Raw genomic sequence first — 26,062 nt, forward strand, 5'->3', positions numbered from 1 at the left:
GACAATAACAAAAAAGCACACTTCGGCAAGATAAAACTGCCAGTCACAAGAAAAAGTGATTAATAGTGAAATAATGAAATGAAAAAGGGGCAGACAACACAAAGGCCGCTCACGATATAGCCGGATAAATGACGGGGATCAATTGGCTTACCCGCGATAAAATGTTACCATTCTGTTGCTTTTATGTATAAGAACAGGTAAGCCCTACCATGCCACATTCCTACGATTACGATGCCATAGTAATAGGTTCCGGCCCCGGCGGCGAAGGCGCTGCAATGGGTCTGGTTAAGCAAGGTGCGCGCGTCGCAGTTATCGAGCGTTATCAAAATGTTGGCGGCGGTTGCACCCATTGGGGCACCATCCCGTCGAAAGCTCTCCGTCACGCCGTCAGCCGCATTATAGAATTTAATCAAAACCCACTTTACAGCGACCATTCGCGACTGCTCCGCTCTTCTTTTGCCGATATCCTTAACCATGCCGATAACGTGATTAATCAACAAACACGTATGCGTCAGGGATTTTACGAACGTAATCACTGTGAAATATTGCAGGGAAACGCCCGCTTTGTTGACGAACACACGCTGGCGCTGGATTGCCCGGACGGTACGGTCGAAACGCTGACCGCAGAAAAATTTGTTATTGCCTGCGGTTCTCGCCCATATCATCCAGCAGACGTTGATTTTACCCATCCGCGCATTTACGACAGCGACTCAATTCTTAGCATGCATCACGAACCGCGCCACGTGCTTATTTACGGTGCTGGAGTGATCGGCTGTGAATACGCATCGATCTTCCGTGGAATGGATGTGAAAGTGGATCTGATCAACACCCGCGATCGTTTGTTGGCGTTTCTTGATCAAGAGATGTCAGATTCTCTCTCGTATCACTTCTGGAACAGCGGTGTGGTAATTCGTCACAACGAAGAGTACGAGAAGATTGAAGGTTGCGACGACGGCGTAATCATGCACCTGAAATCAGGCAAGAAACTAAAAGCCGACTGCCTGCTCTATGCCAACGGCCGCACCGGTAATACCGATTCGCTGGCACTGCATAATATTGGTCTGGAAACTGACAGTCGTGGTCAGCTTAAGGTCAACAGCATGTATCAAACCGCGCAGCCGCATGTTTACGCGGTGGGCGATGTGATTGGCTATCCAAGCCTGGCGTCGGCTGCCTACGACCAGGGGCGCATTGCCGCGCAGGCGCTGGTGAAAGGTGAAGCCACCGCGCATCTGATTGAAGATATCCCTACCGGCATCTACACCATCCCGGAAATCAGCTCAGTCGGTAAAACCGAACAGCAGCTGACCGCGATGAAAGTGCCGTATGAAGTGGGTCGCGCCCAGTTCAAACATCTGGCGCGAGCGCAAATCGTTGGCATGAACGTGGGCACACTGAAAATTTTGTTCCATCGGGAAACGAAAGAGATTCTGGGGATCCATTGCTTTGGCGAGCGCGCTGCCGAAATTATTCATATCGGTCAAGCGATTATGGAACAGAAAGGTGGCGGCAACACCATTGAGTACTTCGTTAACACCACCTTTAACTACCCGACCATGGCGGAAGCCTATCGGGTAGCGGCACTAAACGGCTTAAACCGCCTGTTTTAACGCTTTATCGAAATGGCCATCCATTTTTGCGCGGATGGCCTCTGCCAGTTGTTCATAACGACTACGCAGCGGTGAGCCAGGACGATAAACCAGACCAATAGTGCGACGCGGTTCAGGTTTAATGCACGGCAGATAGACAATGCCGTCGCGTTTGCGCTCCGGCGGCACTGCCAGCGCGGGCAGCAAGGTGATGCCACTACCTGCCGCCACCATATTACGCAGCGTTTCCAGGCTGGTCGCACGGAAATGTGTATCTTCATCCGCCCCCGCTTCAAAGCAGAAGCCCATCGCCTGATCGCGCAAACAGTGACCATCTTCCAGCATCAGCAGTTTTTCCCCTGCCAGATCGGCCATTGGTACACATTCGCGGTTGGCCCACGGATGATCTTCGTAGATTGCCAGCAGCATTGGCTCATCAAACAACGGCACTTCAATGAATGCTTCGCTCTCTTTCACCAGCGCGAGGATCACGCAGTCGAGTTTGCCACTATCCAGTTGCGTCAGTAACTGATGGGTCTGCGCTTCATGCAGATACATTTCCAGCTTCGGGAAAGTCTGGTGCAGCATCGGGATAATATGCGGTAGCAGGTAAGGTCCGACCGTAGGAATCAAACCGATGTGCAGCGGCCCGGACATGGTCTCGCCCTGCTGGCTTGCCATCTCTTTAAGGACTTTCACCTCGCGCAGCACGGTACGCGCCTGATCCACCAGCAGCATTCCCGCCTGGGTGAATAACACTTTACGGCTGGTCCGCTCCAGCAACATCACACCCAGCTCATCTTCCAGCTTACGAATTTGCCCGCTAAGCGTCGGCTGGCTAACGTGGCAGGAATCTGCCGCACGCCGAAAATGGCGGTGTTCGGCCAGTGCCACCAGGTACTCAAGATCACGAATATTCATTATCCATCCTCCATCGCCACGATAGTTCATGGCGATAGGTAGCATAGCAACGAACGATTATCCCTATCAAGCATTCTGACTGATAATTGCTCACAGAAACGGAGCGGCACCTCTTTAACCCTTGAAGTTACTGCCCGTTTCGAGAGTTTCTCAACTCGAATAACTAAAGCCAACGTGAACTTTTGCGGATCTCCAGGATCCGCTTTTTTTTATTTATTCCGACCCTCCAGCGGAGGGCCAGGCTGCCAGACTTACTCAATGCGATCTTTGACGATAAAGAAGTAACACAGCGCACCGGTGAAGGTCACACAGGCCGCGATAACCAGCGCCAGATTAAACGAGTGCGTGGTATCCACTACCCAACCGGTTACGATCGGGGCAAAGGAAGCAAAGACAAAACTACCAAAGTTTTGAATCCCGGCGATGGAAGCCACTTTTGTTTCTGACACCATTACCTGCACCAGTCCCCATGCAGATGTTCCCGCAAAATGCACACAGAACAGCGCCATTGAGATAAACGCCACCGCTTGCGCAGGCGAGGAAGATTGCACTACCAGCAACGTTCCTAATGCCGACATCATCAAACCGCAGACAATAGCCGTTTTACGCGTCTTCGCCAGGTCGTAGCCTTTTTTCGCCAGTCGATCGACAACAATACCGTTAACCCACATCCCGACCGCCGCCGCGAGGAAAGGAATCGCCGCCACCCAGCCCGTTTTCGCCAGACTGAAACCTTGCTCAGCCTGCAAATAGCCGGGTAACCACGCGATGTAGAGCCAACCGGTATAGTTAACGCCAGAGAAACCTAAAATCATCCCCCACGTTGTCCGGTGCTTAAACAGCGCCAGCCACTCGCTAAATTGCAGCTGTGGACGCGGTTTAACCGGCGCGGAGAGATACGTCCGTTCTTCGTCGGTCAGGACAATCTGCGCCCGATTGCGATACCACGCGTACCAGCAGATCCCAACCAGAATCCCCGCCACGCCGATGATAACGAACATCGCCCGCCAGCCCCATGCCAGTTGCATCAATACAAGAGCAGGAGGCGCGATGGCCTGACCGATAACGGTAGATGAGTTAAAAATCCCCAGCGCCGTGCCACGTTCTTTTTGTGCATACCAGTCGGTAATAGATTTCACCCCCGCAGGCATAAACGGTGCTTCGCCAATACCCAACCCAATACGCATTAAAATAAAGTGGCTAAAAGAATTAACCATTCCTGTTAATGCCTGCATTAATGACCAGAATATTAAGCCTGCGCCTAAGACTATTCGTGGACCAAAGCGGTCTAACAAAATACCGGAAGGAAGTTGTGAAAAACCATAAGACAGAGAAAATGCAGAAAGCAAAAAACCAAACTCTGTCGCCGATAATCCTAACTCGCCACGAATCGCTTCGCCTGCCACGCTCAATGACGAACGGTCGAGAAAATTAACGATCCCCGCCATAAATAATAAAACCAGGGTCACTGTCTGAATACGACGAATCCGTTGCGGTTTATTACCCGCAACACTGGTTGACACATCAACGTCCATTTTTAGCTCCTTGAGCGGAATTAATCGATTTGATGACTATTCAGAAAATAATTAAGCGAACCGTTATTACCAGTTCCACAATGTGCCATCTTCCAGTCGTGCGACGGGGAGATACGCCGGGTCATACGGATATTTCGCCGCCAGTTTCTCATCGAAAGAAATACCCAGCCCAGGCGCGTCGCCCGGGTGCATATAACCCTTATCGAAGCGCCAGCTATGCGGGAAGACTTCAAGCATTTGTTCGGAATAGCCCATGTACTCCTGCACGCCGAAGTTTGGCACCCAGAGGTCAAAATGCAGCGCCGCCGCATGGCAAATGGGCGATAAATCAGAAGGACCGTGCGAACCGGTACGTACCTGATAAAGCGATGCGAAATCAGCAATCCGCCGCATTCCGGTAATGCCGCCTGCATGGGTAATCGTCGTGCGAATATAGTCAATTAACTGCTCTTCGATTAACTGCTTGCAGTCCCAGATACTGTTAAACACTTCACCGACCGCAATCGGCGTCACGGTATGCTGGCGAATCAAACGGAAACATTCCTGATTCTCGGCAGGCGTTGGATCTTCCATCCAGAACAGGCGGTAATCCTCAATGCTCTTTCCAAAACGCGCCGCTTCGATGGGGGTAAGGCGATGGTGCATGTCATGCAACAGATGTTCGTTAAAACCGAACTTATTGCGCACCGCCTCGAATAACTTCGGCGTGAAATCGAGATATTTTTCCGTCGACCACAACTGCTCTTCCGGCCACTGGCCTTTGGTTGCCGGTTCGTACGCCAGCCCTTTGCCCTTCGCCAGGCCATAGGTGGTTTGCATCCCAGGCACACCGCACTGCACACGAATCGCCTTAAAGCCCATCTGCTGATGCTTCGCATAGTCTTCAAGGACTTCATCAATCGTGCGCCCAGTGGTATGGCAATAAACCATCACGCCCTCACGAGAAGCACCGCCAAGCAGTTGATACAAAGGCATATTGGCTGCTTTCGCTTTGATATCCCATAACGCCATATCAATGGCAGAAATGGCCGACATCGTGACGGGGCCACGTCGCCAGTAAGCGCCTTTATAAAAGAATTGCCATATATCTTCGATACGGCTGGCATCGCGGCCAATTAATTGTGGGCAAAGATGATCTTTCAGATAAGAAGCGACCGACAATTCGCGACCATTTAACGTGGCATCTCCCAGCCCACAAAGTCCGCTTTCAGTGGTTATTTTAAGCGTAACGAAATTACGCCCGGGGCAAGTAACAAAAACGTCCGCAGCAATAATTTTCATTATTGCAATCTCCTGTGTTGTAAATAGACGCTTCAAACTTAATTTTACGCCTACTACCATACAAGAGAGAAAAAGTGATTATTCAACCGTGATCACATTAAAAATAAAAATTTCCGCCGAGGAGCAAAAATATCCTCAAACTTGACCTACACTATTAATCATCATCGTTAAAACAACGTGTTAAATAATCACATAATAAATACCATCAATCTTGAAAATAAACACAACAATAGAAATTAATTATATTCAATTAATTAAACCGTGTATCGCCTGGTGTATTTAAAAATGATTTTTATAGGGAGAGTAAAGCAAGAATAAAAAGGCATGTGACAAATAATGGTTCTGGTTGGGCGTTAAATTTAAGGTCAACAGAATACTGCCTGATGCGACGCTGTCGAGTCTTATCATGCCTACAAAGTGCAACACTACGTAGACATGATAAACAAAGCGCATCAGGCAAACTCCCCATTCTCAGGGGAGCGTTACCCTAACCGAGCCTTTGCAAAAGCAATCGCCTGTGCCACCTGCTGCGGTGAAACACCACCTTTTGCCGCACGCTTGTCGAGGCACGATTGCAGCGACAGAATCGGATAGACATCTTCGCCAATCACCTGGCTGAATTTCTGCAACTCGGCGAGCGGCAGCTCTTCCAGCGGTTTGCCCTGACGAATGGCTTCCACCACCGCCTCACCCACGATATGGTGCGCCTCGCGGAACGGCACGCCTTTCGCCACCAGGTAATCCGCCAGTTCAGTGGCGTTCGCGTAACCCTGCTGCGCCGCTTCCTGGCAACGCGGGCGTTTCACCTGAATGCCGTCCAGCACCAGCGCCGCCATATGCAGGCAGTCCAGCCAGGTATCGAGCGCATCGAACAGACCTTCTTTGTCTTCCTGCATATCTTTGTTGTAAGCCAGCGGCAAACCTTTCAGCGTCATCATCATGCCGGTTAACGCGCCCTGCACCCGACCGCATTTACCGCGAATCAGCTCCAGCGCATCCGGGTTTTTCTTCTGCGGCATTAATGATGAACCGGAAGTCACGCGGTCAGAAAGCTCCACAAACCCCGCTTCGCCGGTGTTGAAGAAAATGAGATCTTCGGCAAAACGAGACAGATGCACCATACCGATGGCGGCAGCAGAAAGCAGTTCCAGCACATGGTCACGGTCAGAAACGCTGTCCAGACTGTTACGGGTCGCCGAAGCAAAGCCCAGCCAGCCAGCTAACTGTTCACGATCGATTTCATAGGCCGTTCCCGCCAGCGCGCCACAGCCTAACGGGCTGACATCCAGACGCTTGAGCGCATCCTGCAAACGACTTTCATCACGCGCCAGCATTTCAACATAGGCCAGGCACCAGTGCGCGAAAGTCACCGGCTGGGCGCGTTGCAGGTGCGTGTAACCCGGCATTACCGCGTCCTGATTGTTTTGCGCGGTTTCCACCAGCGCCGATTGCAACTGCCGGTTAGCCGTCAGCAACTCGCCAACGGTATCTTTGCACCACAACTTCAGATCGGTTGCTACCTGATCATTACGGCTACGCCCGGTATGCAGTTTTTTGCCTAACTGACCCACTTTGTCGATCAGTTTGCCTTCCACCCAGCTATGGATATCTTCGGCGTCGCTTTCAAGGATTTGTTGTGGCCTGGCGCGAACCTCTTCCAGCAGCACGTTCAGCGCCTCTTCCAGTTGCGCCTGCTCTTCTGCGGTCAACACGCCTACCGTTACCAGGGCTTTGGACCAGGCCACAGAGCCAACAATATCCTGCTCCGCCAGACGGTAATCAAAACGCAGTGAGTCGTTGAATTGTTTGAACCGTTGATCTGCTGCCTGGGTAAAACGCCCGCCCCAAAGTGCCATAACTCTGTTTCCTTATTTTGAAATTCAATGCCGGAAAGCTGCGCCTCCGGCCAACAAAACTTAAGCTAAAATCCGCGTACCCATCGGCATACCGTTAAACAGTGCCGGAAGCTGTTCCGCATGACGCCAGGAGGCGATATCCACCGGACGCCCCAGCGTGCGCGCAGCATCCAGCGCCGCATTCACTTTCACAATCATGCCGTCGGTAATAATGCCCTGCTCAATCAGTTGTTCTGCTTTCGCGGCGGTCATTTCAGCAATACGTTGCCCTTTGCCGTCGAGAATGCCGCTGACATCAGAAAGCAAAATCAGATCCGCGCCCAGCGTTGCCGCCAGCGCCGTCGCCGCCTGGTCAGCATTGACGTTCATCAGTTGCCCTTCGTCCGTTACGCCAATGGAGCTAACCACCGGGAGATAACCGTTTTCCAGCAACGTATTGATAAGCTTAGGCGAACCTGGCTGCGCCAGTCCAACATGCCCTAACTCTTCATCAAGCTGGGTCACTTTGACGCTGTCGCCGTCACCGAGAAACAAACCTACGGCAGCAATCTGATGTTTCTTCGCCCACGCCAGCAGGGTTTTATTTGCCGTTCCCGCCAGTGCTCCGGTGATAATGTTTATCTGATCCGCAGGCGTCACCCGCAGGCCATTTTTCTTTTTCACCGGCAGATTCAGCCCTTTCATCAGCTCATCCACCACGCAGCCGCCGCCGTGGACAATCACCAGCGGACGCTGATGTGACTCTCGATAATTCACCAGTGCGCTAAACAGACGCTCCAGCGCCTCTTCACTATCCAGCAATACGCCGCCCAGTTTGATAATTAATGGATTCATGATTGCACCCTTAAATAAGAGACTGCGTTTCCGCATAACCGAAACGAATATTGGCGCACTGTACCGCTTGTGCCGCCGCACCTTTCAATAAATTGTCTTCGGTCGCCACAATAATCAGATGCTCGCCCTGAACGGCAAACCCGATATCACAGAACGGCAGCCCGACGACATTTTTCAGCGCCGGAACACCTTTGTCATACAACCGTACCAGCGGTTTATGGGCATACGCCCGCTGTAACGCTTGCGCGACTTGCGCCTGGTTCACGCCAGGCTTCAGGCGGCAAGTAATGGTTTCGAGAATGCCGCGCGGGAAATTGCCCAGATGCGGGGTGAAGATAACGTCAGCACCGAGATGCGTGGCGATCTCCGGCTGGTGGCGATGGGTAAAGACACCATACGGTTGCAGGCTAACTTCACAAAAGCTGTTTGAAATCGCTGCCTTACGTCCCGCTCCGCTCACACCGCTGGTGGCGTTAATCACCGGCCACTGACTGAGGTCGAGAAGATCGGCATCAATCAACGGTTTCAGCGCCAGTTGTGCCGCCGTCGGATAACACCCCGGCACCGCAATTAAGTTCGCTTCTTTTAATTTATTGCCGCACCACTCCGCCAGACCATAAGCGGCCTGTTCCAGCAGTTCCGGGTATTGATGGGTAAAGCCGTAATATTTTTCATAGAAGGCGGCGTCGTTAACACGAAACGCGCCGGAAAGGTCAAACACCACGCAGCCCGCTTCAAGAAATTGCGGTGCTAAATCGTGGCTGACTTCATGGGCGGTGGCGAGAAACACCACGTCCACCCCTGGGCTAAACTCGCTGATATCCGACATCGGCTGCAACGGCAGATCAACGATGCCTTTTAGCTGCGGATGCAAATCGGAGATTAACTTTCCCGCATCATTGCTTTGCGCTGAAACAGTCAAAGCGGTTATGTTCATATGCGGATGGCGATTTACATAGGTCACTAGCTCTGCGCCAGCGTAGCCGCTGGCACCCACAATCAGCGTATTCAACATCGGGGCTATTCACCTTCTTATGTCTGGTTGCCAGGTTAAACGTAAAACATTCACCTTACGGCTGGTGGGTTTTATTACGCTCAACGTTAGTGTATTTTTATTCACAATTACTGCATGAATATTGATACTATCATGACCAGAGGTGTGTCAACAATGAAAAACAAATTACCGCCATTTATCGAGATTTACCGTGCTCTGATTGCCACACCTTCAATAAGCGCCACGGAAGAGGCACTCGATCAAAGCAATGCAGATTTAATCACTCTGCTGGCGGGCTGGTTTAAAGATTTGGGCTTCAATGTGGAAGTGCAGCCTGTGCCAGGAACTCGCAACAAATTTAATATGCTGGCCAGTTGCGGGCAGGGGGCTGGCGGCTTGCTGCTGGCGGGTCATACCGATACGGTGCCGTTTGATGATGGTCGCTGGACGCGCGATCCGTTTGCACTGACAGAGCATGACGGCAAACTTTACGGCTTAGGCACCGCCGACATGAAAGGCTTCTTTGCGTTTATCCTCGATGCGCTACGCGATGTCGACGTCACGAAGCTGGCAAAACCGCTCTACATTCTGGCGACTGCCGATGAAGAAACCAGTATGGCAGGAGCGCGTTATTTTGCCGAAACCACCGCCCTGCGCCCGGATTGCGCCATCATTGGCGAACCGACGTCGCTACAACCGGTACGCGCGCATAAAGGCCACATCTCTAACGCCATTCGCATTCTGGGTCAGTCGGGGCATTCCAGCGATCCGTCGCGCGGAGTTAACGCTATCGAACTGATGCACGACGCCATCGGTCATATTTTGCAATTGCGCGATAACCTGAAAGAACGTTATCACTATGAAGCGTTTACCGTGCCATATCCCACGCTCAACCTTGGGCATATTCACGGCGGCGACGCCTCTAACCGTATTTGCGCTTGCTGCGAGTTGCATATGGATATTCGTCCGTTGCCTGGCATGACGCTCAATGAACTTAATGGTTTACTCAACGACGCGCTGGCTCCGGTGAGCGAACGCTGGCCGGGTCGTCTGACGGTCGAAGAGCTGCATCCGCCGATCCCTGGTTACGAGTGCCCGCCGAATCATCAACTGGTTGAAGTGGTTGAGAAATTACTCGGTGCAAAGACCGAAGTGGTGAACTACTGTACCGAAGCACCGTTTATTCAGACGTTATGCCCGACGCTGGTGTTGGGTCCAGGCTCAATTAATCAGGCTCATCAGCCTGATGAATATCTGGAGACACGGTTTATCAAGCCCACCCGTGAGCTGATCACCCAGGTGATTCACCATTTTTGCTGGCATTAAAACGTAGTCCGGATAAGGCGCTCGCGCCGCATCCGGCACTGTTACCAAACTCCAGTGCCACAATAATGTCGGATGCGATGCTTGCGCATCTTATCCGACCTACACCTTTGGTGTTATGTATGGTGATTTTTTAACATTCCCATAAGTTACGCTTATTTAAATCATCGTGAATTTAATGGCGTAAATTCCTGCTAGTTATTCGTTTGCTGAAGCGATTTCGCAGCATTTGACGTCACCGCTTTTACGTGGCTTTATAAAAGACGACGAAAAGCAAAGCCCGAGCATATTCGCGCCAATGCGACGTGAAGGATACCGGGCTTCAAACAATAAGATGGGGTGTCTGGGGTTATATGAACGAACAATATTCCGCATTGCGTAGTAATGTCAGTATGCTCGGCAAAGTGCTGGGAGAAACCATCAAGGATGCGTTGGGAGAACACATTCTTGAACGCGTAGAAACTATCCGTAAGTTGTCCAAATCTTCACGCGCTGGCAATGATGCTAACCGCCAGGAGTTGCTCACCACCTTACAAAATTTGTCGAACGACGAGCTGCTGCCCGTTGCGCGTGCGTTTAGTCAGTTCCTGAACCTGGCCAACACCGCCGAGCAATACCACAGCATTTCGCCGAAAGGCGAGGCTGCCAGCAACCCGGAAGTGATCGCCCGCACCCTGCGTAAACTGAAAAACCAGCCGGAACTGAGCGAAGACACCATCAAAAAAGCGGTGGAATCACTGTCGCTGGAACTGGTTCTCACTGCGCACCCAACCGAAATTACCCGCCGTACACTGATCCACAAAATGGTGGAAGTGAACGCGTGCTTAAAACAGCTCGACAACAAAGATATCGCCGACTACGAACACAACCAACTGATGCGCCGCCTGCGCCAGTTGATCGCCCAGTCATGGCATACCGATGAAATCCGTAAGCTGCGCCCAAGCCCGATAGATGAAGCCAAATGGGGCTTTGCCGTAGTAGAAAACAGCCTGTGGCAAGGCGTACCGAATTACCTGCGCGAACTGAACGAACAACTGGAAGAGAATCTCGGCTACAAACTGCCCGTCGAATTTGTTCCGGTGCGTTTTACCTCGTGGATGGGCGGCGACCGCGACGGCAACCCGAACGTCACCGCAGACATTACCCGTCACGTACTTCTGCTCAGCCGCTGGAAAGCAACCGACCTGTTCCTGAAAGATATTCAGGTGCTGGTTTCTGAACTGTCGATGGTTGAAGCAACCCCTGAACTGCTGGCGCTGGTCGGCGAAGAAGGTGCCGCAGAACCGTATCGCTATCTGATGAAAAACCTGCGTTCCCGCCTGATGGCAACCCAGGCATGGCTGGAAGCGCGCCTGAAAGGTGAAGAACTGCCGAAGCCGGAAGGTCTGCTGACGCAGAACGAAGAACTGTGGGAGCCGCTCTACGCTTGCTACCAGTCCCTTCAGGCGTGTGGTATGGGCATTATCGCCAACGGCGATCTGCTCGACACTCTGCGCCGCGTGAAATGTTTCGGTGTACCGCTGGTGCGTATTGATATCCGTCAGGAGAGCACCCGTCATACTGAAGCACTGGGTGAACTGACCCGCTACCTCGGCATCGGCGACTACGAAAGCTGGTCAGAGGCCGACAAACAGGCGTTCCTGATCCGCGAACTGAACTCCAAACGTCCGCTTCTGCCACGCAACTGGCAACCAAGCGCCGAAACGCGCGAAGTGCTTGATACCTGCCAGGTGATTGCCGAAGCGCCGCAAGGTTCGATTGCCGCCTACGTGATCTCAATGGCGAAAACGCCGTCCGACGTACTGGCCGTTCACCTGCTGTTGAAAGAAGCAGGTATTGGATTTGCGATGCCAGTCGCACCGCTGTTTGAAACTCTCGATGACCTGAACAACGCCAACGATGTCATGACCCAGTTGCTGAATATCGACTGGTATCGCGGCCTGATTCAGGGCAAACAGATGGTGATGATTGGCTATTCCGACTCGGCAAAAGATGCGGGCGTGATGGCGGCTTCCTGGGCGCAATATCAGGCACAGGATGCGTTAATCAAAACCTGCGAAAAAGCGGGTATTGAACTGACGCTGTTCCACGGTCGCGGTGGTTCTATTGGTCGCGGCGGCGCACCGGCTCATGCGGCGCTGCTATCGCAACCGCCAGGAAGCCTGAAAGGCGGCCTGCGCGTGACCGAACAGGGCGAGATGATCCGCTTTAAGTACGGTCTGCCAGAAATCACGGTCAGCAGCCTGTCGCTGTACACCGGGGCGATTCTGGAAGCCAACCTGCTGCCACCGCCGGAGCCAAAAGAGAGCTGGCGTCACATTATGGATGAACTTTCGGTCATCTCCTGCGATCTCTACCGTGGTTATGTGCGTGAAAACAAAGACTTTGTTCCATACTTCCGCTCCGCCACGCCGGAACAGGAACTGGGCAAACTGCCGTTAGGTTCACGCCCGGCGAAACGTCGCCCGACCGGCGGCGTCGAATCACTGCGCGCAATTCCGTGGATCTTCGCCTGGACGCAAAACCGCCTGATGCTCCCAGCCTGGCTGGGTGCGGGTACTGCGCTGCAAAAAGTGGTCGAAGACGGCAAACAGAGCGAACTGGAAGCCATGTGCCGCGACTGGCCGTTCTTCTCAACGCGTCTGGGAATGCTGGAAATGGTCTTCGCCAAAGCAGACCTGTGGCTGGCGGAATACTATGACCAACGCCTGGTCGACAAAGAGCTGTGGCCGTTAGGTAAAGAGTTACGCAATCTGCAAGAAGAAGACATCAAAGTGGTGCTGGCAATTGCCAACGATTCCCATCTGATGGCCGATCTACCGTGGATTGCCGAGTCTATTCAGCTACGAAATATATACACTGACCCGCTGAACGTACTGCAGGCAGAGTTGCTGCACCGCTCCCGCCAGGCAGAAAAAGAAGGCCAGGAGCCGGATCCCCGCGTCGAACAAGCGTTGATGGTCACTATTGCCGGAATTGCAGCAGGTATGCGTAATACTGGCTAACCCCCATCCTCTATCAACCCTCGTGCAATAGCGCGAGGGTTTTCTGAAATACTTCTGTTCTAACACCTTCGTTTTCAATATATTTCTGTCTGCATTTCACCCAGATTCTGGATATCCCTTCAGATATCCTTAAGGTTTTGTCCTTACATTCGGCGCTATTATCCAAAACGGGTTCTTACTATGCATTCCACTGAAGTCCAGACTAAACCCCTTTTTAGCTGGAAAGCCCTGGGTTGGGCACTGCTCTACTTTTGGTTTTTCTCTACCCTGTTACAGGCCATTATTTACATCAGCGGCTACAGCGGCACCAACGGCATTCGCGACTCACTGCTGTTCAGTTCGCTGTGGTTGATCCCGGTATTCCTCTTTCCGAAGCGGATTAAAATTATTGCCGCAGTGATCGGCGTGGTGCTGTGGGCGGCCTCTCTGGCGGCGCTGTGCTACTACGTCATCTACGGTCAGGAGTTCTCGCAGAGCGTTCTGTTTGTGATGTTTGAAACCAACACCAACGAAGCCAGCGAGTATTTAAGCCAGTATTTCAGCCTGAAGATTGTGCTTATCGCACTGGCCTATACGGCGGTGGCAGTTCTGCTGTGGACACGCCTGCGCCCGGTCTATATTCCGAAGCCGTGGCGTTATATCGTCTCTTTTGCCCTGCTTTACGGTTTGATTCTGCATCCGATCGCCATGAATACGTTTATCAAAAACAAGCCGTTTGAGAAAACGTTGAATAACCTGGCATCGCGCATGGAGCCTGCCGCGCCGTGGCAATTCCTGACTGGTTATTATCAGTATCGCCAGCAACTTAACTCGCTGACGAAGCTGCTGAATGAAAATAATGCATTACCACCGCTGGCTAATTTCAAAGATGAATCGGGCAACGAACCACGCACCCTGGTAATGGTGATTGGCGAGTCAACCCAGCGCGGGCGCATGAGTCTGTACGGTTATCCGCGCGAGACCACGCCGGAACTGGATGCGCTGCATAAAACCGATCCGAATCTGACCGTGTTTAATAACGTGGTTACGTCTCGTCCGTACACCATTGAAATCCTGCAACAGGCGCTGACTTTTGCCAACGAAAAGAACCCTGACCTGTATCTGACGCAGCCGTCGCTGATGAACATGATGAAACAGGCGGGTTATAAAACCTTCTGGATCACCAACCAGCAGACGATGACCGCCCGCAATACCATGCTGACGGTATTTTCGCGCCAGACCGACAAGCAGTACTACATGAACCAGCAACGTACGCAGAGTGCGCGTGAATACGACACTAACGTGCTGAAGCCGTTCCAGGAAGTGCTGAAGGATCCTGCGCCGAAGAAACTGATCATCGTTCATCTGCTGGGTACACATATCAAATACAAGTACCGTTACCCGGAAGATCAGGGCAAGTTTGATGGCAATACCGATCATGTCCCACCAGGATTAAGCGCGGAAGAGCTGGAGTCGTATAACGATTACGACAACGCTAACCTGTATAACGATCATGTGGTTGCCAGCCTGATTAAAGACTTTAAAGCGACCGATCCGAACGGTTTCCTGGTTTACTTCTCTGACCATGGTGAAGAGGTTTACGACACGCCGCCGCACAAAACCCAGGGGCGTAACGAAGATAACCCGACGCGCCACATGTACACCATTCCGTTCCTGCTGTGGACGTCGGAAAAATGGCAGGCGACTCATCCGCGTGATTTCTCGCAGGATGTCGATCGTAAATACAGCCTGGCAGAACTGATCCACACCTGGTCGGATTTGGCGGGCTTATCTTACGACGGTTACGATCCAACCCGTTCGGTGGTGAACCCGCAGTTCAAAGAAACCACCCGCTGGATTGGCAACCCGTATAAGAAAAATGCGCTGATCGATTACGACACTCTGCCGTATGGCGATCAGGTGGGTAATCAGTAATTATCAGCCAGGTGCTATTTGCCGGATAAGGCGTTTACGCCGCATCCGGCAATACAACTGCCGCAATGTTTACATCGAACTCTCATCAGGCCACACTTTTCAGGTGGCCTTTTTTCATAATGCCAGTTACTGTTTTCCCGTCTACATACCTAAGGGAATAACATGTATCACGACGTCAGCTATCTGCTCTCCCGCCTGATAAACGGCCCGCTGTCGCTGCGCCAGATTTACTTTGCCTGCACCAACGGTCCGGCTCCCGATCTCGCATATCGGGTCGATTTTCCACGGCTGGAAATTGTGCTGGAAGGTGAGTTTGTTGATACCGGTGCTGGCGCAACGTTAGTTCCCGGCGATGTACTATACGTTCCCGCTGGCGGCTGGAACTTCCCGCAATGGCAAACACCCGCCACCACCTTCAGCGTGCTGTTTGGCAAACAGCAACTCGGCTTCAGCGTCGTGCAATGGGATGGAAAGCAATACCAAAATCTGGCAAAGCAGCACGTCGCCCGACGCGGCCCGCGCATTGGTTCATTCTTGTTGCAAACACTCAATGAAATGCAAATGCAGCCACAGGAGCAGCAAACGGCAAGGCTTATCGTCGCGAGTCTGCTTAGCCACTGCCGCGACTTGCTCGGCAGCCAAATCCAGACCGCCTCACGCAGCCAGGCACTATTTGAAGCGATTCGTGATTATATCGATGAACGCTATGCCTCCGCGCTAACCCGTGAATCTGTCGCGCAGGCATTCTATATTTCGCCAAATTACCTCTCCCACCTGTTTCAAAAAACGGGTGCGACGGGCTTTAACGAATACCTGAATCATACACGGCTGGAACATGCAAAAACGTTGTTGAAAGGCTATGACCTGAAGGTAAAAGAAGTGGCGCACGCCTGCGGCTTCGTCGACAGCAACTACTTCTGCCGCCTGTTTCGTAAAAACACCGAACGCTCGCCGTCGGAGTATCGTCGGCAATACCACAGCCAACTGACAGAGAAACCAACTACTCCAGAATAAGATGGGTTTGCTGCGGCGCAGAAAGCACTTTTCGTACCGCGCTCATCACCCGCTGCGGCTCTCGCAGGAATGCGTAGATACCACACTGAACATAGCGACAATGTTCAAATCGCTCGGCACCGGCAAGCTCGATATCCGTAATCAACAACGCGACATCTGCCCGACGGATATCCTCGTCCGCTAAACGATTCTCCGTTCCCAGCGCCCCCTGGGTTTCAATGCTGACGCCCCACTTCTCTTGCTGGCATAATTTTTCCAGCCGTTCTGCCGCCATATAAGTATGTGCCACGCCGCTGACGCAGGCGGTTACTGCCACCAGGTATGCCATTTTACCCCCCCACGGTAACCTCAAATCCGGCTCGTTCTGCCATTTCGCGCATCGTTGCCACATCAGCTGACGACGGCGCAGGCACCTCTTTCATCGACCATGTTTTCCCCAGCAGGCGGTATTTCGGTTCGCCGTACTGATGAAATGGCAACAGATGGATCTGCCTGATATTCAGCGGGATCAGCACGTCCAGCGCCTGCTGCATATTCTCCCGGCTGAGCGTGAAACCGGGGATCAGCGGCAAACGCGGGATCACGTTGACCCCCTCACTCACCAGCAAACGCAGATTCTCCAGCACGCGTGGCAGGTTCATCTTCACCACATCCCACGCCTGAGTCGCGTCCATAATTTTTAAATCGAACAACACTTCATCGCACAATTTCGCCAGCGGTAACAGCTTGCTTGCTGGCGCGTCTCCGGCAGTTTCAATGGCGCATGACACACCCCACAGCCGCAGTCGCTGTAAAAAACGGGTAGCAAACTCCGCCTGCATTAACACTTCGCCGCCAGAAAGCGTGACGCCGCCGCCGGACGTGCGAAAGAAAATGTCATCTTTCATCACTTCCCGTTCCAGAGCGTCAAGGCTGATATCGCGACCAATCCGTTCAAACGCCCCAGACGGGCATTCATCTGCATCACGCAAACATTTCGCACAGTGCAGACATTTCGCCTCTCTGCGTACCGTCTGGATTTTGCCGGAGATCGACTCCGGATTAGCACACCACGGGCAAAGATGCGGGCAGCCTTTAAAAAAGACCACCGTGCGAATGCCTTCACCGTCATTCAGCGAATAACGCTGAATGTTGAAAATGCGCGCCACGTCATCGCGGCGCGTTTCTACAACGTTACAGCTGATGCGCTGTCCGGCGGATGATGTCATCCTGGATCTCCTTCGACAGTTCGACAAAGAAGGCGCTATATCCGGCAACGCGCACCACCAGCCCGGCATAGTCCTGTGGGCGCTGTTGGGCTTCCCGCAACGTGTCGGCATTCACCACGTTAAACTGAATATGCTGCAACTTAAGCTGGGTAAATGCCCGTAAGAAGTCGGCCAGTTTGCGTAATCCCGCTTCACCTTCCAGGGTCGCCGGAGTGAATTTCACGTTCAGCAATGTACCGTTAGAAAGCAGCGTGTTATCGAGCTTACTGACTGACTTCAGTACCGCCGTTGGCCCTTGTGCGTCCTGGCCCAGCATTGGCGACAAGCCACCGTCTGCCAGTTGCTCCCCGGCAAAACGACCGTCTGGCGTCGCGCCAACCACCGATCCCAACGGGACGTGAGCAGAAACGGTATACGATCCCGGCGTGAAGTAGCCACCGCGCGGGTTCTGGTATTTTTCCACTTCTTTGCAGTAATGGCGCAGCAGTTCGGCGCTGATGTTATCCACCTCGTCGATATCGTTGCCGTATTTCTCAAAGCGGTTAATTAAGCGAGCGCGGATTTTTTCGCCTTCGGGCGTTGCGAAGTTGGCTTTTAATACCGACAACAATTCGTCAAAACTTAAACGCTGTTGATCAAAAATCATCCCTTTCAACGCATGGAGAGAATCGCTCAGGTTAGCGATACCTATCCCCTGTACGCCGGAGAAGTTATAACGCGCGCCGCCATCGGTAATATCGCGGCCTTTTTCCAGACAATCGCTGATAAACGACGAAAGCAGCGGCACTGGCGCCCAGTCACGGTGACCGATATCGCAAATATTGCTGCCTTCAACCATCAGAGTGATGTAGTGGCTGATCTTGGCGCGGATCTGTTCCAGCAAACCTTCATAGCTCAGTGCGGCATTACCTTCATTTTCATGCAGGCAGATTTCCATCACTTTCAGCAGGTTAAACATTGCGATGTCATGCAAGCCGTAGGTTCTGCCAGGAATAGACAACTCTACGCAGCCCACTACGGAATAGTCGCGCGCATCTTCCAGCGAAACGCCTCGGTTGAGGAACGCTGGCACCACCACTTCATCGTTAAAGATTTGCGGAATACCGGTGCCGAGGCGAATGGTTTCTGCGGTTTTCATCAGGAACGGCATGTCGATCAAGGCGTTAGTGCGCACCCCCAGGTTCGGTTGCGGCAACTGTACGCTTTGATAGGCGTCGAGGCAGAGGAACGAAAGCACGTTCACAGCGCTACGTCCGTTTTCCGTTAAACCGCCGAGCAGTGCGGTATAGCCGGTCGGGAATCCCGCAAAATAGCGCGCGCTGCTGGTGGAGCGTAACAGCACGATGTCGTTGCACTTCACCCATAAAGATTCGAGCAATTCTTTCAGGAACGCCGGATCTTCGCCCTGGGTTAATGATGCCTGATAGAACGGCAACATATACTGGTCAAAGCGCCCTAACGACAGCGAACTGGCGTTGGATTCGTATTGCAGAATGATGTTCATGTACCAGAACAACTGGCACGCCTGCCAAAACGTCTGCGGCTTATGTTGCGCGTTATGGCGGGAGATCTCTGCAATAGTCAGCAGTTCTTCACGACGCTGGGCATTGGTGCAGTTTGCCGCCATCGTTTCCGCCAGTTCGGCGTAACGCAAAATGTGTTTTTGTGAAGCTTCCAGCAGTAACAGCGCGGCCTGATAAAAGTGATTATCCGGCTGTTGCTGGCAATGTTGCTGCATCTGCGCCACCAATTCACCCAGCCCGTGATTCAGCAGGCGCGGGTAATCAATAATGATGTGCCCCTGGCCTTTATCCGTCTGGTTGATGCTGAAAATCTGCGTGCTGGTTGCGACTTTTACTTCATCCGTCATCTGCCCGTTGATGAAATCTTTCATCGAACGTTTTTCCCAGTACGGGAACAACTCTTCGCGGTAGATACGTTTATCTTCTTCGCTGATGGCGAAGCGATCCTGCGGTCGCGTCGGGAATTGATCTAGCTCTTTCAGCAGCCAGTAAGGGTCCATTTCCGGCGACATAATCCCGGCGCGAGGTTTTACGGTGCGGTTACCGGCAATCAGTTCTTCATCACGAATCGAAATTTCAACGTGTTCCAGGATATACGCTGTGGCTTTTGCCCGACGAATAATCACCGGTTCGCCTTCGGTTTGCTTATGGCTGGCGGTATAAAGCAGCGCACGCTCCAGCGAGATTTCACGGGTATTGGCAAACAGTGCAGTTTTAAGGCGAGAGATACGATTCGTCATGAGGAACTCCTGTAGGAAAGCGAACCCGCCCTTGCGGGCGGGATAAGAACTTAAGCGGTTTGCGCCAGGTGAGCTTCAATTTTGCTCATGATGGCATCAGCGCGTTTTACTGCATCGCTGATGTTGACGCGCACGATGGTCTTGCCAGCAAAACGCTCTTCAAACTTGATGCCGATATCTTTGGTCAGAATCACCATATCGGCGCTCGCCACGTCTTCAGCAGTCAGTTCATTTTCCAGACCGATCGAGCCCTGGGTTTCTACTTTCACTTCCCAGCCTTTCGCTTTCGCGGCACTTTCCAGCGCCTCTGCAGCCATATAGGTATGGGCAACACCTGAAGGACATGCGGTTACTGCAATAATTTTCGTCATGGCTCGTTCCTCAATTAATTAATTTCAAAATCCAGATCCAGGTCGTCTTCCTTCTCATCAGTCGAAGACCCATTTTTACGCGCCAGACTTTTCAGTACGTTCACGCAGACTGCCGTCACAACCGCCCCGACAGCCACTGCCGCGATATAACCCAACTTACCTTCAACCACCGGCAGCACAATCAGACCACCCCAGCCTGCATAGCACTGCGCGCCGACCATTGCTGCGGTCACCGTGCCACAAACTGAACCGACCATGATGGAAGGGATCACGCGTAACGGATCGGCAGCGGCGAAAGGAATCGCCCCTTCGGTGACGCCAACGCACCCCATCACCAGCGCCGCTTTGCCGGTTTCGCGCTCTTCAGCGGAGAAATTTTTACGACCAATCAACGTCGCCAGCCCCATACCCAGCGGCGGGATACAAATACCCACAGCGGCAATGGCCACCACGGTATAAACCCCCTGAGCAACGCAAATCAGCATGAATGCATAAGCCACTTTGTTAACCGGGCCGCCCATATCGAACGCCAGCATCAATCCCATGATCACCGCCAGCATAACAATGCTGCCCTGCTGCATCCCCTGAAGCCACTGGGTCAGACTATTGGTCAACGCACCCACTGGCTCGCCCAGCCCCCACATCATGACGCCAGCGGTAATCAGTGTGCCGACGATCGGGATGATGAAGATTGGCATGACAGAACGCAGAACTTTATGCACCGGAATTTTCTTCAGGTAATGCACCACGATGCCGCCGATAATCCCGGCGATCAGCGCACCAAAGAAGCCCGCGCCAAAACTGTTACCAACCCAGGCACCAATAGCGCACGGAGCCAGCGCAGAGCGTTCAGCAATGGAATAACCGATGTAAGCGGCGAGGAAAGGCACCATCAGCGTCAAACCCGCGACGCCGATATCAAACAGTTTTTTCAGATTCGGATCGGCTACGGCATCCGGCACTGCGCCTTTGCCATACAACATGACGGAAACCGCCAACAAAATACCGCCCGATACCACGAAGGGAATCATGTGTGAAACGCCCGTCATTAAGTGCTGACGGGTATTTTTCAGGATCTGCACCAACTCATTCATAAGTCGCTCCCGGGCTTAGTAAAGCCCATGTCCATATTTTTGATGGCAGAAACAATAGGCAATCGCAGGCAGGGCAAACAGTGGATAAAAAGGCCATTTACTGGATTTTTGTAATGTCTGTACAAAAATGCGATCCGCCTCATAACTTGCGTTAACTCGGAATCATGCCGGAGTGATGCGTCTTGTGAGACGCGTCGCAAATTGGCGGTTACATTACATTTGTCCAGCTTTTGGCAGTTTTGTCACATGGCAGGCCGTTGCCATGCACTCTTATCCTGTAAACAGAAAACCGTACCGGGAGAAAGGCAATGGCCCTGATTGTAGAATTTATTTGTGAGCTACCTAACGGCGTACATGCACGTCCGGCAAGCCACGTTGAAACGCTGTGTAATACTTTTTCATCACAAATTGAGTGGCATAACCTGCGCACCGATCGCAAAGGCAACGCCAAAAGCGCCCTGGCGCTGATTGGCACCGACACGCTGGTGGGCGATAACTGCCAGTTACTGATTTCCGGGGCAGACGAACAGGAAGCGCACCAGCGTTTAAGCCAATGGCTGCGCGATGAATTTCCCCACTGTGACGCGCCACTGGCGGAAGTTAAATCTGACGAACTGGAGCCGTTGCCGGTTTCACTGACCAACCTGAATCCGCGAATTATCCGCGCCCGCACCGTATGCAGCGGTAGCGCAGGTGGCATTCTGACGCCGATCTCTTCTTTAGATCTCAACGCGCTGGGTAATCTTCCCGCAGCCAAAGACGTTGACGCCGAGCAATCCGCGCTGGAAAACGGCCTGACGCTGGTGATGAAAAACATTGAGTTTCGTCTGCTGGATAGCGACGGCGCCACCAGCGCGATTCTGGAGGCACACCGCTCACTGGCAGGTGACACTTCGCTGCGTCAACACCTACTGGCAGGCGTCAGCGAGGGATTAAGCTGCGCCGAAGCGATTGTTGCCAGTGCGAATCACTTTTGCGAAGAGTTCGCCCGTTCCAGCAGCAGCTACCTGCAAGAGCGTGCCCTGGATGTGCGCGACGTCTGCTTCCAGTTACTCCAGCAAATTTACGGTGAACAACGCTTCCCGGCACCGGGCAAGCTGACGCAGCCTGCCATTTGTATGGCGGATGAACTGACCCCCAGCCAGTTCCTCGAACTGGATAAAAATCACCTCAAAGGTTTGTTACTCAAAAGCGGCGGCACCACGTCACATACGGTAATTCTTGCCCGTTCGTTCAACATTCCGACGCTGGTTGGCGTGGACATCGACACGCTTACTCCGTGGCAGCATCAAACGATTTATATCGACGGCAACGCCGGGGCGATTGTGGTCGAACCGACAGACGCGGTAGCGCGTTATTATCAACAAGAAGCCCGCGTACAGGACGCCCTGCGTGAGCAGCAACGTGTCTGGCTGACCCAGCAAGCCCGCACCGCTGACGGTATCCGCATTGAAATTGCCGCTAACATCGCCCACTCCGTGGAAGCGCAGGCCGCATTTGGCAATGGCGCGGAAGGTGTTGGCCTGTTCCGCACTGAAATGCTCTATATGGACCGCACCAGCGCACCGGGCGAAAGCGAGCTGTACAACATTTTTTGTCAGGCGCTGGAGTCCGCCAACGGGCGCAGCATTATTGTGCGTACCATGGACATTGGCGGCGACAAACCCGTTGATTATCTGAACATTCCCGCAGAAGCTAACCCGTTCCTCGGTTATCGCGCCGTGCGTATTTATGAAGAGTACGCCTCGCTGTTTACCACGCAGCTACGGTCTATCCTGCGCGCCTCTGCTCACGGCAGCCTGAAAATCATGATCCCGATGATCTCCTCAATGGAAGAGATCTTATGGGTGAAAGAAAAACTGGCAGAAGCTAAACAGCAACTGCGTAACGAACACATTCCGTTTGATGAGAAGATCCAGCTCGGCATCATGCTGGAAGTACCGTCGGTGATGTTCATCATCGATCAGTGCTGCGAAGAGATTGATTTCTTTAGTATTGGTAGTAATGACCTGACGCAATATCTGCTGGCAGTGGATCGCGATAACGCCAAAGTCACCCGTCACTACAACAGCCTGAATCCGGCATTCTTGCGGGCGCTCGATTACGCTGTGCAGGCGGTGCATCGCCAGGGCAAATGGATTGGTCTGTGCGGTGAACTGGGGGCGAAAGGTTCCGTGCTGCCGCTGCTGGTCGGTTTAGGGCTGGATGAACTCAGCATGAGCGCGCCGTCAATTCCGGCAGCAAAAGCGCGGATGGCGCAACTTGATAGCCGCGAATGCCGCCAGTTACTTAACCAGGCGATGGCCTGCCGTACTTCGCTGGAAGTGGAACACCTGCTGGCACAATTCCGCATGACACAACAGGACGCACCGCTGGTCACCGCTGAGTGCATCACGCTGGAAAGCGACTGGCGCAGCAAAGAAGAAGTGCTGAAAGGCATGACCGATAACCTGCTACTGGCAGGGCGCTGCCGCTATCCGCGTAAACTGGAAGCCGACTTGTGGGCGCGCGAGGCCGTTTTCTCTACCGGTCTGGGCTTTAGTTTCGCTATTCCGCACAGCAAATCGGAACATATTGAGCAGTCCACCATCAGCGTGGCGCGTCTGGCAGCACCGGTACGCTGGGGCGATGATGAAGCGCAATTCATCATTATGTTAACCCTGAACAAACACGCTGCGGGAGATCAGCATATGCGCATTTTCTCGCGCCTCGCTCGCCGCATCATGCACGAAGAATTCCGTAACGCGCTGGTTAACGCCGCCTCTGCCGACGCTATCGCCAGCCTGCTGCAACATGAACTGGAACTTTAAAAGGAAACATCATGGAACTGTATCTGGACACCGCTAACGTCGCAGAAGTTGAACGTCTGGCACGCATATTCCCGATTGCCGGGGTGACAACTAACCCGAGCATTATCGCTGCCAGCAAGGAGTCCATCTGGGAAGTGCTGCCGCGTCTGCAAAAAGCGATTGGTGATGAGGGCATTCTGTTTGCTCAGACCATGAGTCGTGACACGCAGGGTATGGTGGAAGAAGCGAAGCGTCTGCGCGACGCCATTCCGGGCATCGTGGTGAAAATCCCGGTAACCGCCGAAGGTCTGGCAGCAATTAAAATACTGAAAAAAGAAGGTATTACTACGCTTGGCACCGCAGTGTACAGCGCCGCACAAGGGTTATTAGCCGCGCTGGCAGGCGCCAAATACGTTGCTCCGTATGTTAACCGCGTAGACGCCCAGGGCGGTGACGGTATTCGCACGGTTCAGGAGTTGCAAGCATTGCTGGAAATGCACGCGCCAGAAAGCATGGTGCTGGCTGCCAGCTTTAAAACACCGCGTCAGGCGCTGGATTGTTTGCTGGCAGGATGTGAATCCATCACCCTGCCCTTAGATGTAGCGCAACAAATGCTCAACACGCCTGCGGTAGAGTCAGCTATAGAGAAGTTCGAACACGACTGGAATGCCGCATTTGGCACTACTCATCTCTAAAGGAGCAATTATGGACCGCATTATTCAATCACCGGGTAAATACATCCAGGGCGCAGATGTCATTAATCGTCTGGGCGAATACCTGAAGCCGCTGGCGGAACGCTGGTTAGTGGTGGGTGACAAATTTGTTTTAGGCTTTGCTCAATCCACTGTCGAGAAAAGCTTTAAAGATGCTGGACTGGTAGTAGAAATTGCGCCGTTTGGCGGTGAATGTTCGCAAAATGAGATCGACCGTCTGCGCGGCATTGCGGAGACTGCGCAGTGTGGCGCAATTCTCGGTATCGGTGGCGGAAAAACTCTCGATACCGCCAAAGCACTGGCACATTTCATGGGTGTTCCGGTAGCGATCGCACCGACTATCGCCTCTACCGACGCACCGTGCAGCGCATTGTCTGTTATCTACACCGATGATGGTGAGTTTGACCGCTATCTGCTGCTGCCGAACAACCCGGAACGCGTCATTGTCGACACCAAAATCGTTGCTGGCGCACCTGCACGTCTGTTAGCGGCGGGTATCGGTGATGCGCTGGCAACCTGGTTTGAAGCACGTGCCTGCTCTCGCAGTGGCGCGACCACCATGGCGGGCGGCAAGTGCACCCAGGCCGCGCTGGCGCTGGCTGAACTGTGCTACAACACCCTGCTGGAAGAAGGCGAAAAAGCGATGCTCGCCGCCGAACAGCATGTGGTGACTCCGGCGCTGGAGCGCGTGATTGAAGCGAACACCTATTTGAGCGGCGTGGGCTTTGAAAGCGGTGGTCTGGCGGCGGCGCACGCGGTGCATAACGGCCTGACCGCTATCCCGGACGCGCATCACTATTATCACGGCGAAAAAGTGGCGTTTGGTACGCTGACACAGCTGGTGCTGGAAAACGCGCCGGTTGAGGAAATCGAAACCGTCGCGGCGCTGTGTCATGCCGTTGGTCTGCCAATTACCCTGGCGCAACTGGATATTAAAGAAGATATCCCTGCGAAAATGCGGATTGTAGCGGAAGCATCTTGTGCTGAAGGTGAAACTATTCACAACATGCCAGGCGGCGCAACGCCAGATCAGGTTTACGCCGCACTGCTGGTAGCCGACCAGTACGGTCAGCGTTTCCTGCAAGAGTGGGAATAACCTATGCCAAACTCCCGGCTTGTCCGGGAGTTTGAGATTGCAGGCAAAGTGGGCACGGTATTCCCCCTTGCCGGGGTCGCGCCGGAGCTGGTTTGTTCCCCTCACCCTAACCCTCTCCCCAAAGGGGCGAGGGGACCGTCCGGGCACGTTTTATACATTGTCGCCCGTCTGAAACACCTGCGTTGTCCGGGTGTTGGAAATTGCTGCCAAACTGGCTCATTCGTCACTGAGGGCACGGTTTTCCCCCTCGCCCTTTCAGGGA

19 protein-coding genes are annotated in these 26,062 nt (G+C 53.0%); 8 read left to right on the plus strand and 11 right to left on the minus strand.

Annotated elements, in window-relative coordinates; translation table 11 throughout:
- Positions 1-209: 209 nt before the first annotated feature.
- A complete protein-coding gene (gene sthA, locus HEM79_RS21285) occupies positions 210-1,610 on the plus strand; it encodes a Si-specific NAD(P)(+) transhydrogenase (protein WP_001120821.1) in 1,401 nt (466 codons plus the stop codon).
- Here the strand turns inward: sthA and oxyR are convergent.
- From oxyR to argC, 6 genes are all read right to left on the minus strand, one after another.
- Positions 1,593-2,510, minus strand: a complete 918-nt coding sequence (gene oxyR / locus HEM79_RS21290) for a DNA-binding transcriptional regulator OxyR (protein WP_001025945.1) — start codon at positions 2,508-2,510, stop codon at positions 1,593-1,595. The two genes, sthA and oxyR, sit on opposite strands and share 18 nt — an antisense overlap.
- 251 nt (positions 2,511-2,761) lie before the next feature.
- Positions 2,762-4,045, minus strand: a complete 1,284-nt coding sequence (locus HEM79_RS21295; RefSeq protein ID WP_176242476.1) for an MFS transporter — start codon at positions 4,043-4,045, stop codon at positions 2,762-2,764.
- A gap of 66 nt (positions 4,046-4,111) precedes the next feature.
- Positions 4,112-5,326 carry a D-mannonate dehydratase ManD gene (gene manD / locus HEM79_RS21300; RefSeq protein WP_176242478.1) on the minus strand — a complete coding sequence of 405 codons (1,215 nt, stop codon included), beginning with the start codon at positions 5,324-5,326 and terminating at the stop codon, positions 4,112-4,114.
- A 482-nt stretch (positions 5,327-5,808) separates the two neighbouring features.
- The gene (gene argH / locus HEM79_RS21305) at positions 5,809-7,182 is read right to left on the minus strand and encodes an argininosuccinate lyase (RefSeq protein WP_176242480.1); all 1,374 of its coding nucleotides are present in this window, start codon (positions 7,180-7,182) and stop codon (positions 5,809-5,811) included.
- A 60-nt stretch (positions 7,183-7,242) separates the two neighbouring features.
- Complete coding sequence (argB, locus tag HEM79_RS21310; protein ID WP_001605002.1) at positions 7,243-8,019, minus strand: acetylglutamate kinase; 777 nt, start codon at positions 8,017-8,019, stop codon at positions 7,243-7,245.
- A gap of 7 nt (positions 8,020-8,026) precedes the next feature.
- A complete protein-coding gene (gene argC / locus HEM79_RS21315; RefSeq protein WP_176242482.1) occupies positions 8,027-9,031 on the minus strand; it encodes an N-acetyl-gamma-glutamyl-phosphate reductase in 1,005 nt (334 codons plus the stop codon).
- A gap of 153 nt (positions 9,032-9,184) precedes the next feature.
- Here argC and argE point away from each other — a divergent pair, with 153 nt between their 5' ends.
- The 4 genes from argE to HEM79_RS21335 all read left to right on the plus strand — a co-directional run bounded on the left by argE (position 9,185) and on the right by HEM79_RS21335 (position 16,266).
- Entirely contained in the window at positions 9,185-10,336 is a 1,152-nt protein-coding gene (argE, locus tag HEM79_RS21320) for an acetylornithine deacetylase (protein WP_176242485.1), read from the plus strand.
- 350 nt (positions 10,337-10,686) lie between these two features.
- On the plus strand, positions 10,687-13,338 hold the full coding sequence (gene ppc, locus HEM79_RS21325; RefSeq protein WP_001005563.1) for a phosphoenolpyruvate carboxylase: 2,652 nt from the start codon (positions 10,687-10,689) through the stop codon (positions 13,336-13,338).
- Positions 13,339-13,518: 180 nt separating this feature from the next.
- A complete protein-coding gene (locus HEM79_RS21330; RefSeq protein ID WP_176242487.1) occupies positions 13,519-15,252 on the plus strand; it encodes a phosphoethanolamine transferase CptA in 1,734 nt (577 codons plus the stop codon).
- Positions 15,253-15,414: 162 nt separating this feature from the next.
- Positions 15,415-16,266, plus strand: a complete 852-nt coding sequence (locus HEM79_RS21335) for an AraC family transcriptional regulator (RefSeq protein ID WP_000274606.1) — start codon at positions 15,415-15,417, stop codon at positions 16,264-16,266.
- Here the strand turns inward: HEM79_RS21335 and HEM79_RS21340 are convergent.
- Genes HEM79_RS21340 through HEM79_RS21360 form a run of 5 tightly spaced genes read right to left on the minus strand, consistent with a single transcriptional unit; the run spans position 16,253 to position 21,202 of the window.
- Positions 16,253-16,594 (minus strand): PTS fructose-like transporter subunit IIB, encoded by a 342-nt coding sequence (locus tag HEM79_RS21340; protein ID WP_000323855.1) that lies wholly within the window; start codon positions 16,592-16,594, stop codon positions 16,253-16,255. The genes HEM79_RS21335 and HEM79_RS21340 overlap by 14 nt on opposite strands.
- A gap of 1 nt (position 16,595) precedes the next feature.
- A complete protein-coding gene (locus tag HEM79_RS21345) occupies positions 16,596-17,474 on the minus strand; it encodes a [formate-C-acetyltransferase]-activating enzyme (RefSeq protein WP_176242489.1) in 879 nt (292 codons plus the stop codon).
- Positions 17,440-19,737: a formate C-acetyltransferase gene (locus HEM79_RS21350; protein WP_176242491.1), complete on the minus strand. Its 2,298-nt coding sequence runs from the start codon at positions 19,735-19,737 to the stop codon at positions 17,440-17,442. The genes HEM79_RS21345 and HEM79_RS21350 overlap by 35 nt, the downstream gene beginning before the upstream one ends.
- A gap of 50 nt (positions 19,738-19,787) precedes the next feature.
- Positions 19,788-20,108 carry a PTS fructose-like transporter subunit IIB gene (locus HEM79_RS21355; RefSeq protein WP_000161265.1) on the minus strand — a complete coding sequence of 107 codons (321 nt, stop codon included), beginning with the start codon at positions 20,106-20,108 and terminating at the stop codon, positions 19,788-19,790.
- Positions 20,109-20,122: 14 nt separating this feature from the next.
- Positions 20,123-21,202 carry a PTS fructose transporter subunit EIIC gene (locus HEM79_RS21360; protein WP_001004466.1) on the minus strand — a complete coding sequence of 360 codons (1,080 nt, stop codon included), beginning with the start codon at positions 21,200-21,202 and terminating at the stop codon, positions 20,123-20,125.
- Between the two features lie 308 nt (positions 21,203-21,510).
- Between HEM79_RS21360 and ptsP the strand changes: the two genes are divergently transcribed.
- From ptsP to gldA, 3 genes are read left to right on the plus strand one after another with little or no spacing between them, the layout of a single operon-like run.
- Positions 21,511-24,012 carry a phosphoenolpyruvate--protein phosphotransferase gene (gene ptsP, locus HEM79_RS21365; RefSeq protein WP_001185143.1) on the plus strand — a complete coding sequence of 834 codons (2,502 nt, stop codon included), beginning with the start codon at positions 21,511-21,513 and terminating at the stop codon, positions 24,010-24,012.
- An 11-nt stretch (positions 24,013-24,023) separates the two neighbouring features.
- Positions 24,024-24,686: a fructose-6-phosphate aldolase gene (fsa, locus tag HEM79_RS21370; protein ID WP_176242493.1), complete on the plus strand. Its 663-nt coding sequence runs from the start codon at positions 24,024-24,026 to the stop codon at positions 24,684-24,686.
- Between the two features lie 10 nt (positions 24,687-24,696).
- A complete protein-coding gene (gene gldA / locus HEM79_RS21375) occupies positions 24,697-25,800 on the plus strand; it encodes a bifunctional L-1,2-propanediol dehydrogenase/glycerol dehydrogenase (protein ID WP_000373988.1) in 1,104 nt (367 codons plus the stop codon).
- Positions 25,801-26,062: the final 262 nt, after the last annotated feature.

The organism is Escherichia sp. 93.0816 (assembly GCF_013368855.2).
Taxonomy (GTDB): Bacteria; Pseudomonadota; Gammaproteobacteria; order Enterobacterales; family Enterobacteriaceae; genus Escherichia; species Escherichia ruysiae.

What these genes read in the sequence shown, in the direction of transcription:
- sthA (WP_001120821.1), top strand. Translation starts at nt 210, where the DNA reads ATGCCACATTCCTACGATTACGATGCCATAGTAATAGGTTCCGGCCCC.
- HEM79_RS21350 (WP_176242491.1), bottom strand. Translation starts at nt 19,737, where the DNA reads ATGACGAATCGTATCTCTCGCCTTAAAACTGCACTGTTTGCCAATACC.
- argH (WP_176242480.1), bottom strand. Translation starts at nt 7,182, where the DNA reads ATGGCACTTTGGGGCGGGCGTTTTACCCAGGCAGCAGATCAACGGTTC.
- oxyR (WP_001025945.1), bottom strand. Translation starts at nt 2,510, where the DNA reads ATGAATATTCGTGATCTTGAGTACCTGGTGGCACTGGCCGAACACCGC.
- argE (WP_176242485.1), top strand. Translation starts at nt 9,185, where the DNA reads ATGAAAAACAAATTACCGCCATTTATCGAGATTTACCGTGCTCTGATT.
- ppc (WP_001005563.1), top strand. Translation starts at nt 10,687, where the DNA reads ATGAACGAACAATATTCCGCATTGCGTAGTAATGTCAGTATGCTCGGC.
- manD (WP_176242478.1), bottom strand. Translation starts at nt 5,326, where the DNA reads ATGAAAATTATTGCTGCGGACGTTTTTGTTACTTGCCCCGGGCGTAAT.
- HEM79_RS21360 (WP_001004466.1), bottom strand. Translation starts at nt 21,202, where the DNA reads ATGAATGAGTTGGTGCAGATCCTGAAAAATACCCGTCAGCACTTAATG.
- HEM79_RS21335 (WP_000274606.1), top strand. Translation starts at nt 15,415, where the DNA reads ATGTATCACGACGTCAGCTATCTGCTCTCCCGCCTGATAAACGGCCCG.
- HEM79_RS21330 (WP_176242487.1), top strand. Translation starts at nt 13,519, where the DNA reads ATGCATTCCACTGAAGTCCAGACTAAACCCCTTTTTAGCTGGAAAGCC.
- fsa (WP_176242493.1), top strand. Translation starts at nt 24,024, where the DNA reads ATGGAACTGTATCTGGACACCGCTAACGTCGCAGAAGTTGAACGTCTG.
- ptsP (WP_001185143.1), top strand. Translation starts at nt 21,511, where the DNA reads ATGGCCCTGATTGTAGAATTTATTTGTGAGCTACCTAACGGCGTACAT.
- HEM79_RS21345 (WP_176242489.1), bottom strand. Translation starts at nt 17,474, where the DNA reads ATGACATCATCCGCCGGACAGCGCATCAGCTGTAACGTTGTAGAAACG.
- gldA (WP_000373988.1), top strand. Translation starts at nt 24,697, where the DNA reads ATGGACCGCATTATTCAATCACCGGGTAAATACATCCAGGGCGCAGAT.
- HEM79_RS21295 (WP_176242476.1), bottom strand. Translation starts at nt 4,045, where the DNA reads ATGGACGTTGATGTGTCAACCAGTGTTGCGGGTAATAAACCGCAACGG.
- HEM79_RS21340 (WP_000323855.1), bottom strand. Translation starts at nt 16,594, where the DNA reads ATGGCATACCTGGTGGCAGTAACCGCCTGCGTCAGCGGCGTGGCACAT.
- HEM79_RS21355 (WP_000161265.1), bottom strand. Translation starts at nt 20,108, where the DNA reads ATGACGAAAATTATTGCAGTAACCGCATGTCCTTCAGGTGTTGCCCAT.
- argC (WP_176242482.1), bottom strand. Translation starts at nt 9,031, where the DNA reads ATGTTGAATACGCTGATTGTGGGTGCCAGCGGCTACGCTGGCGCAGAG.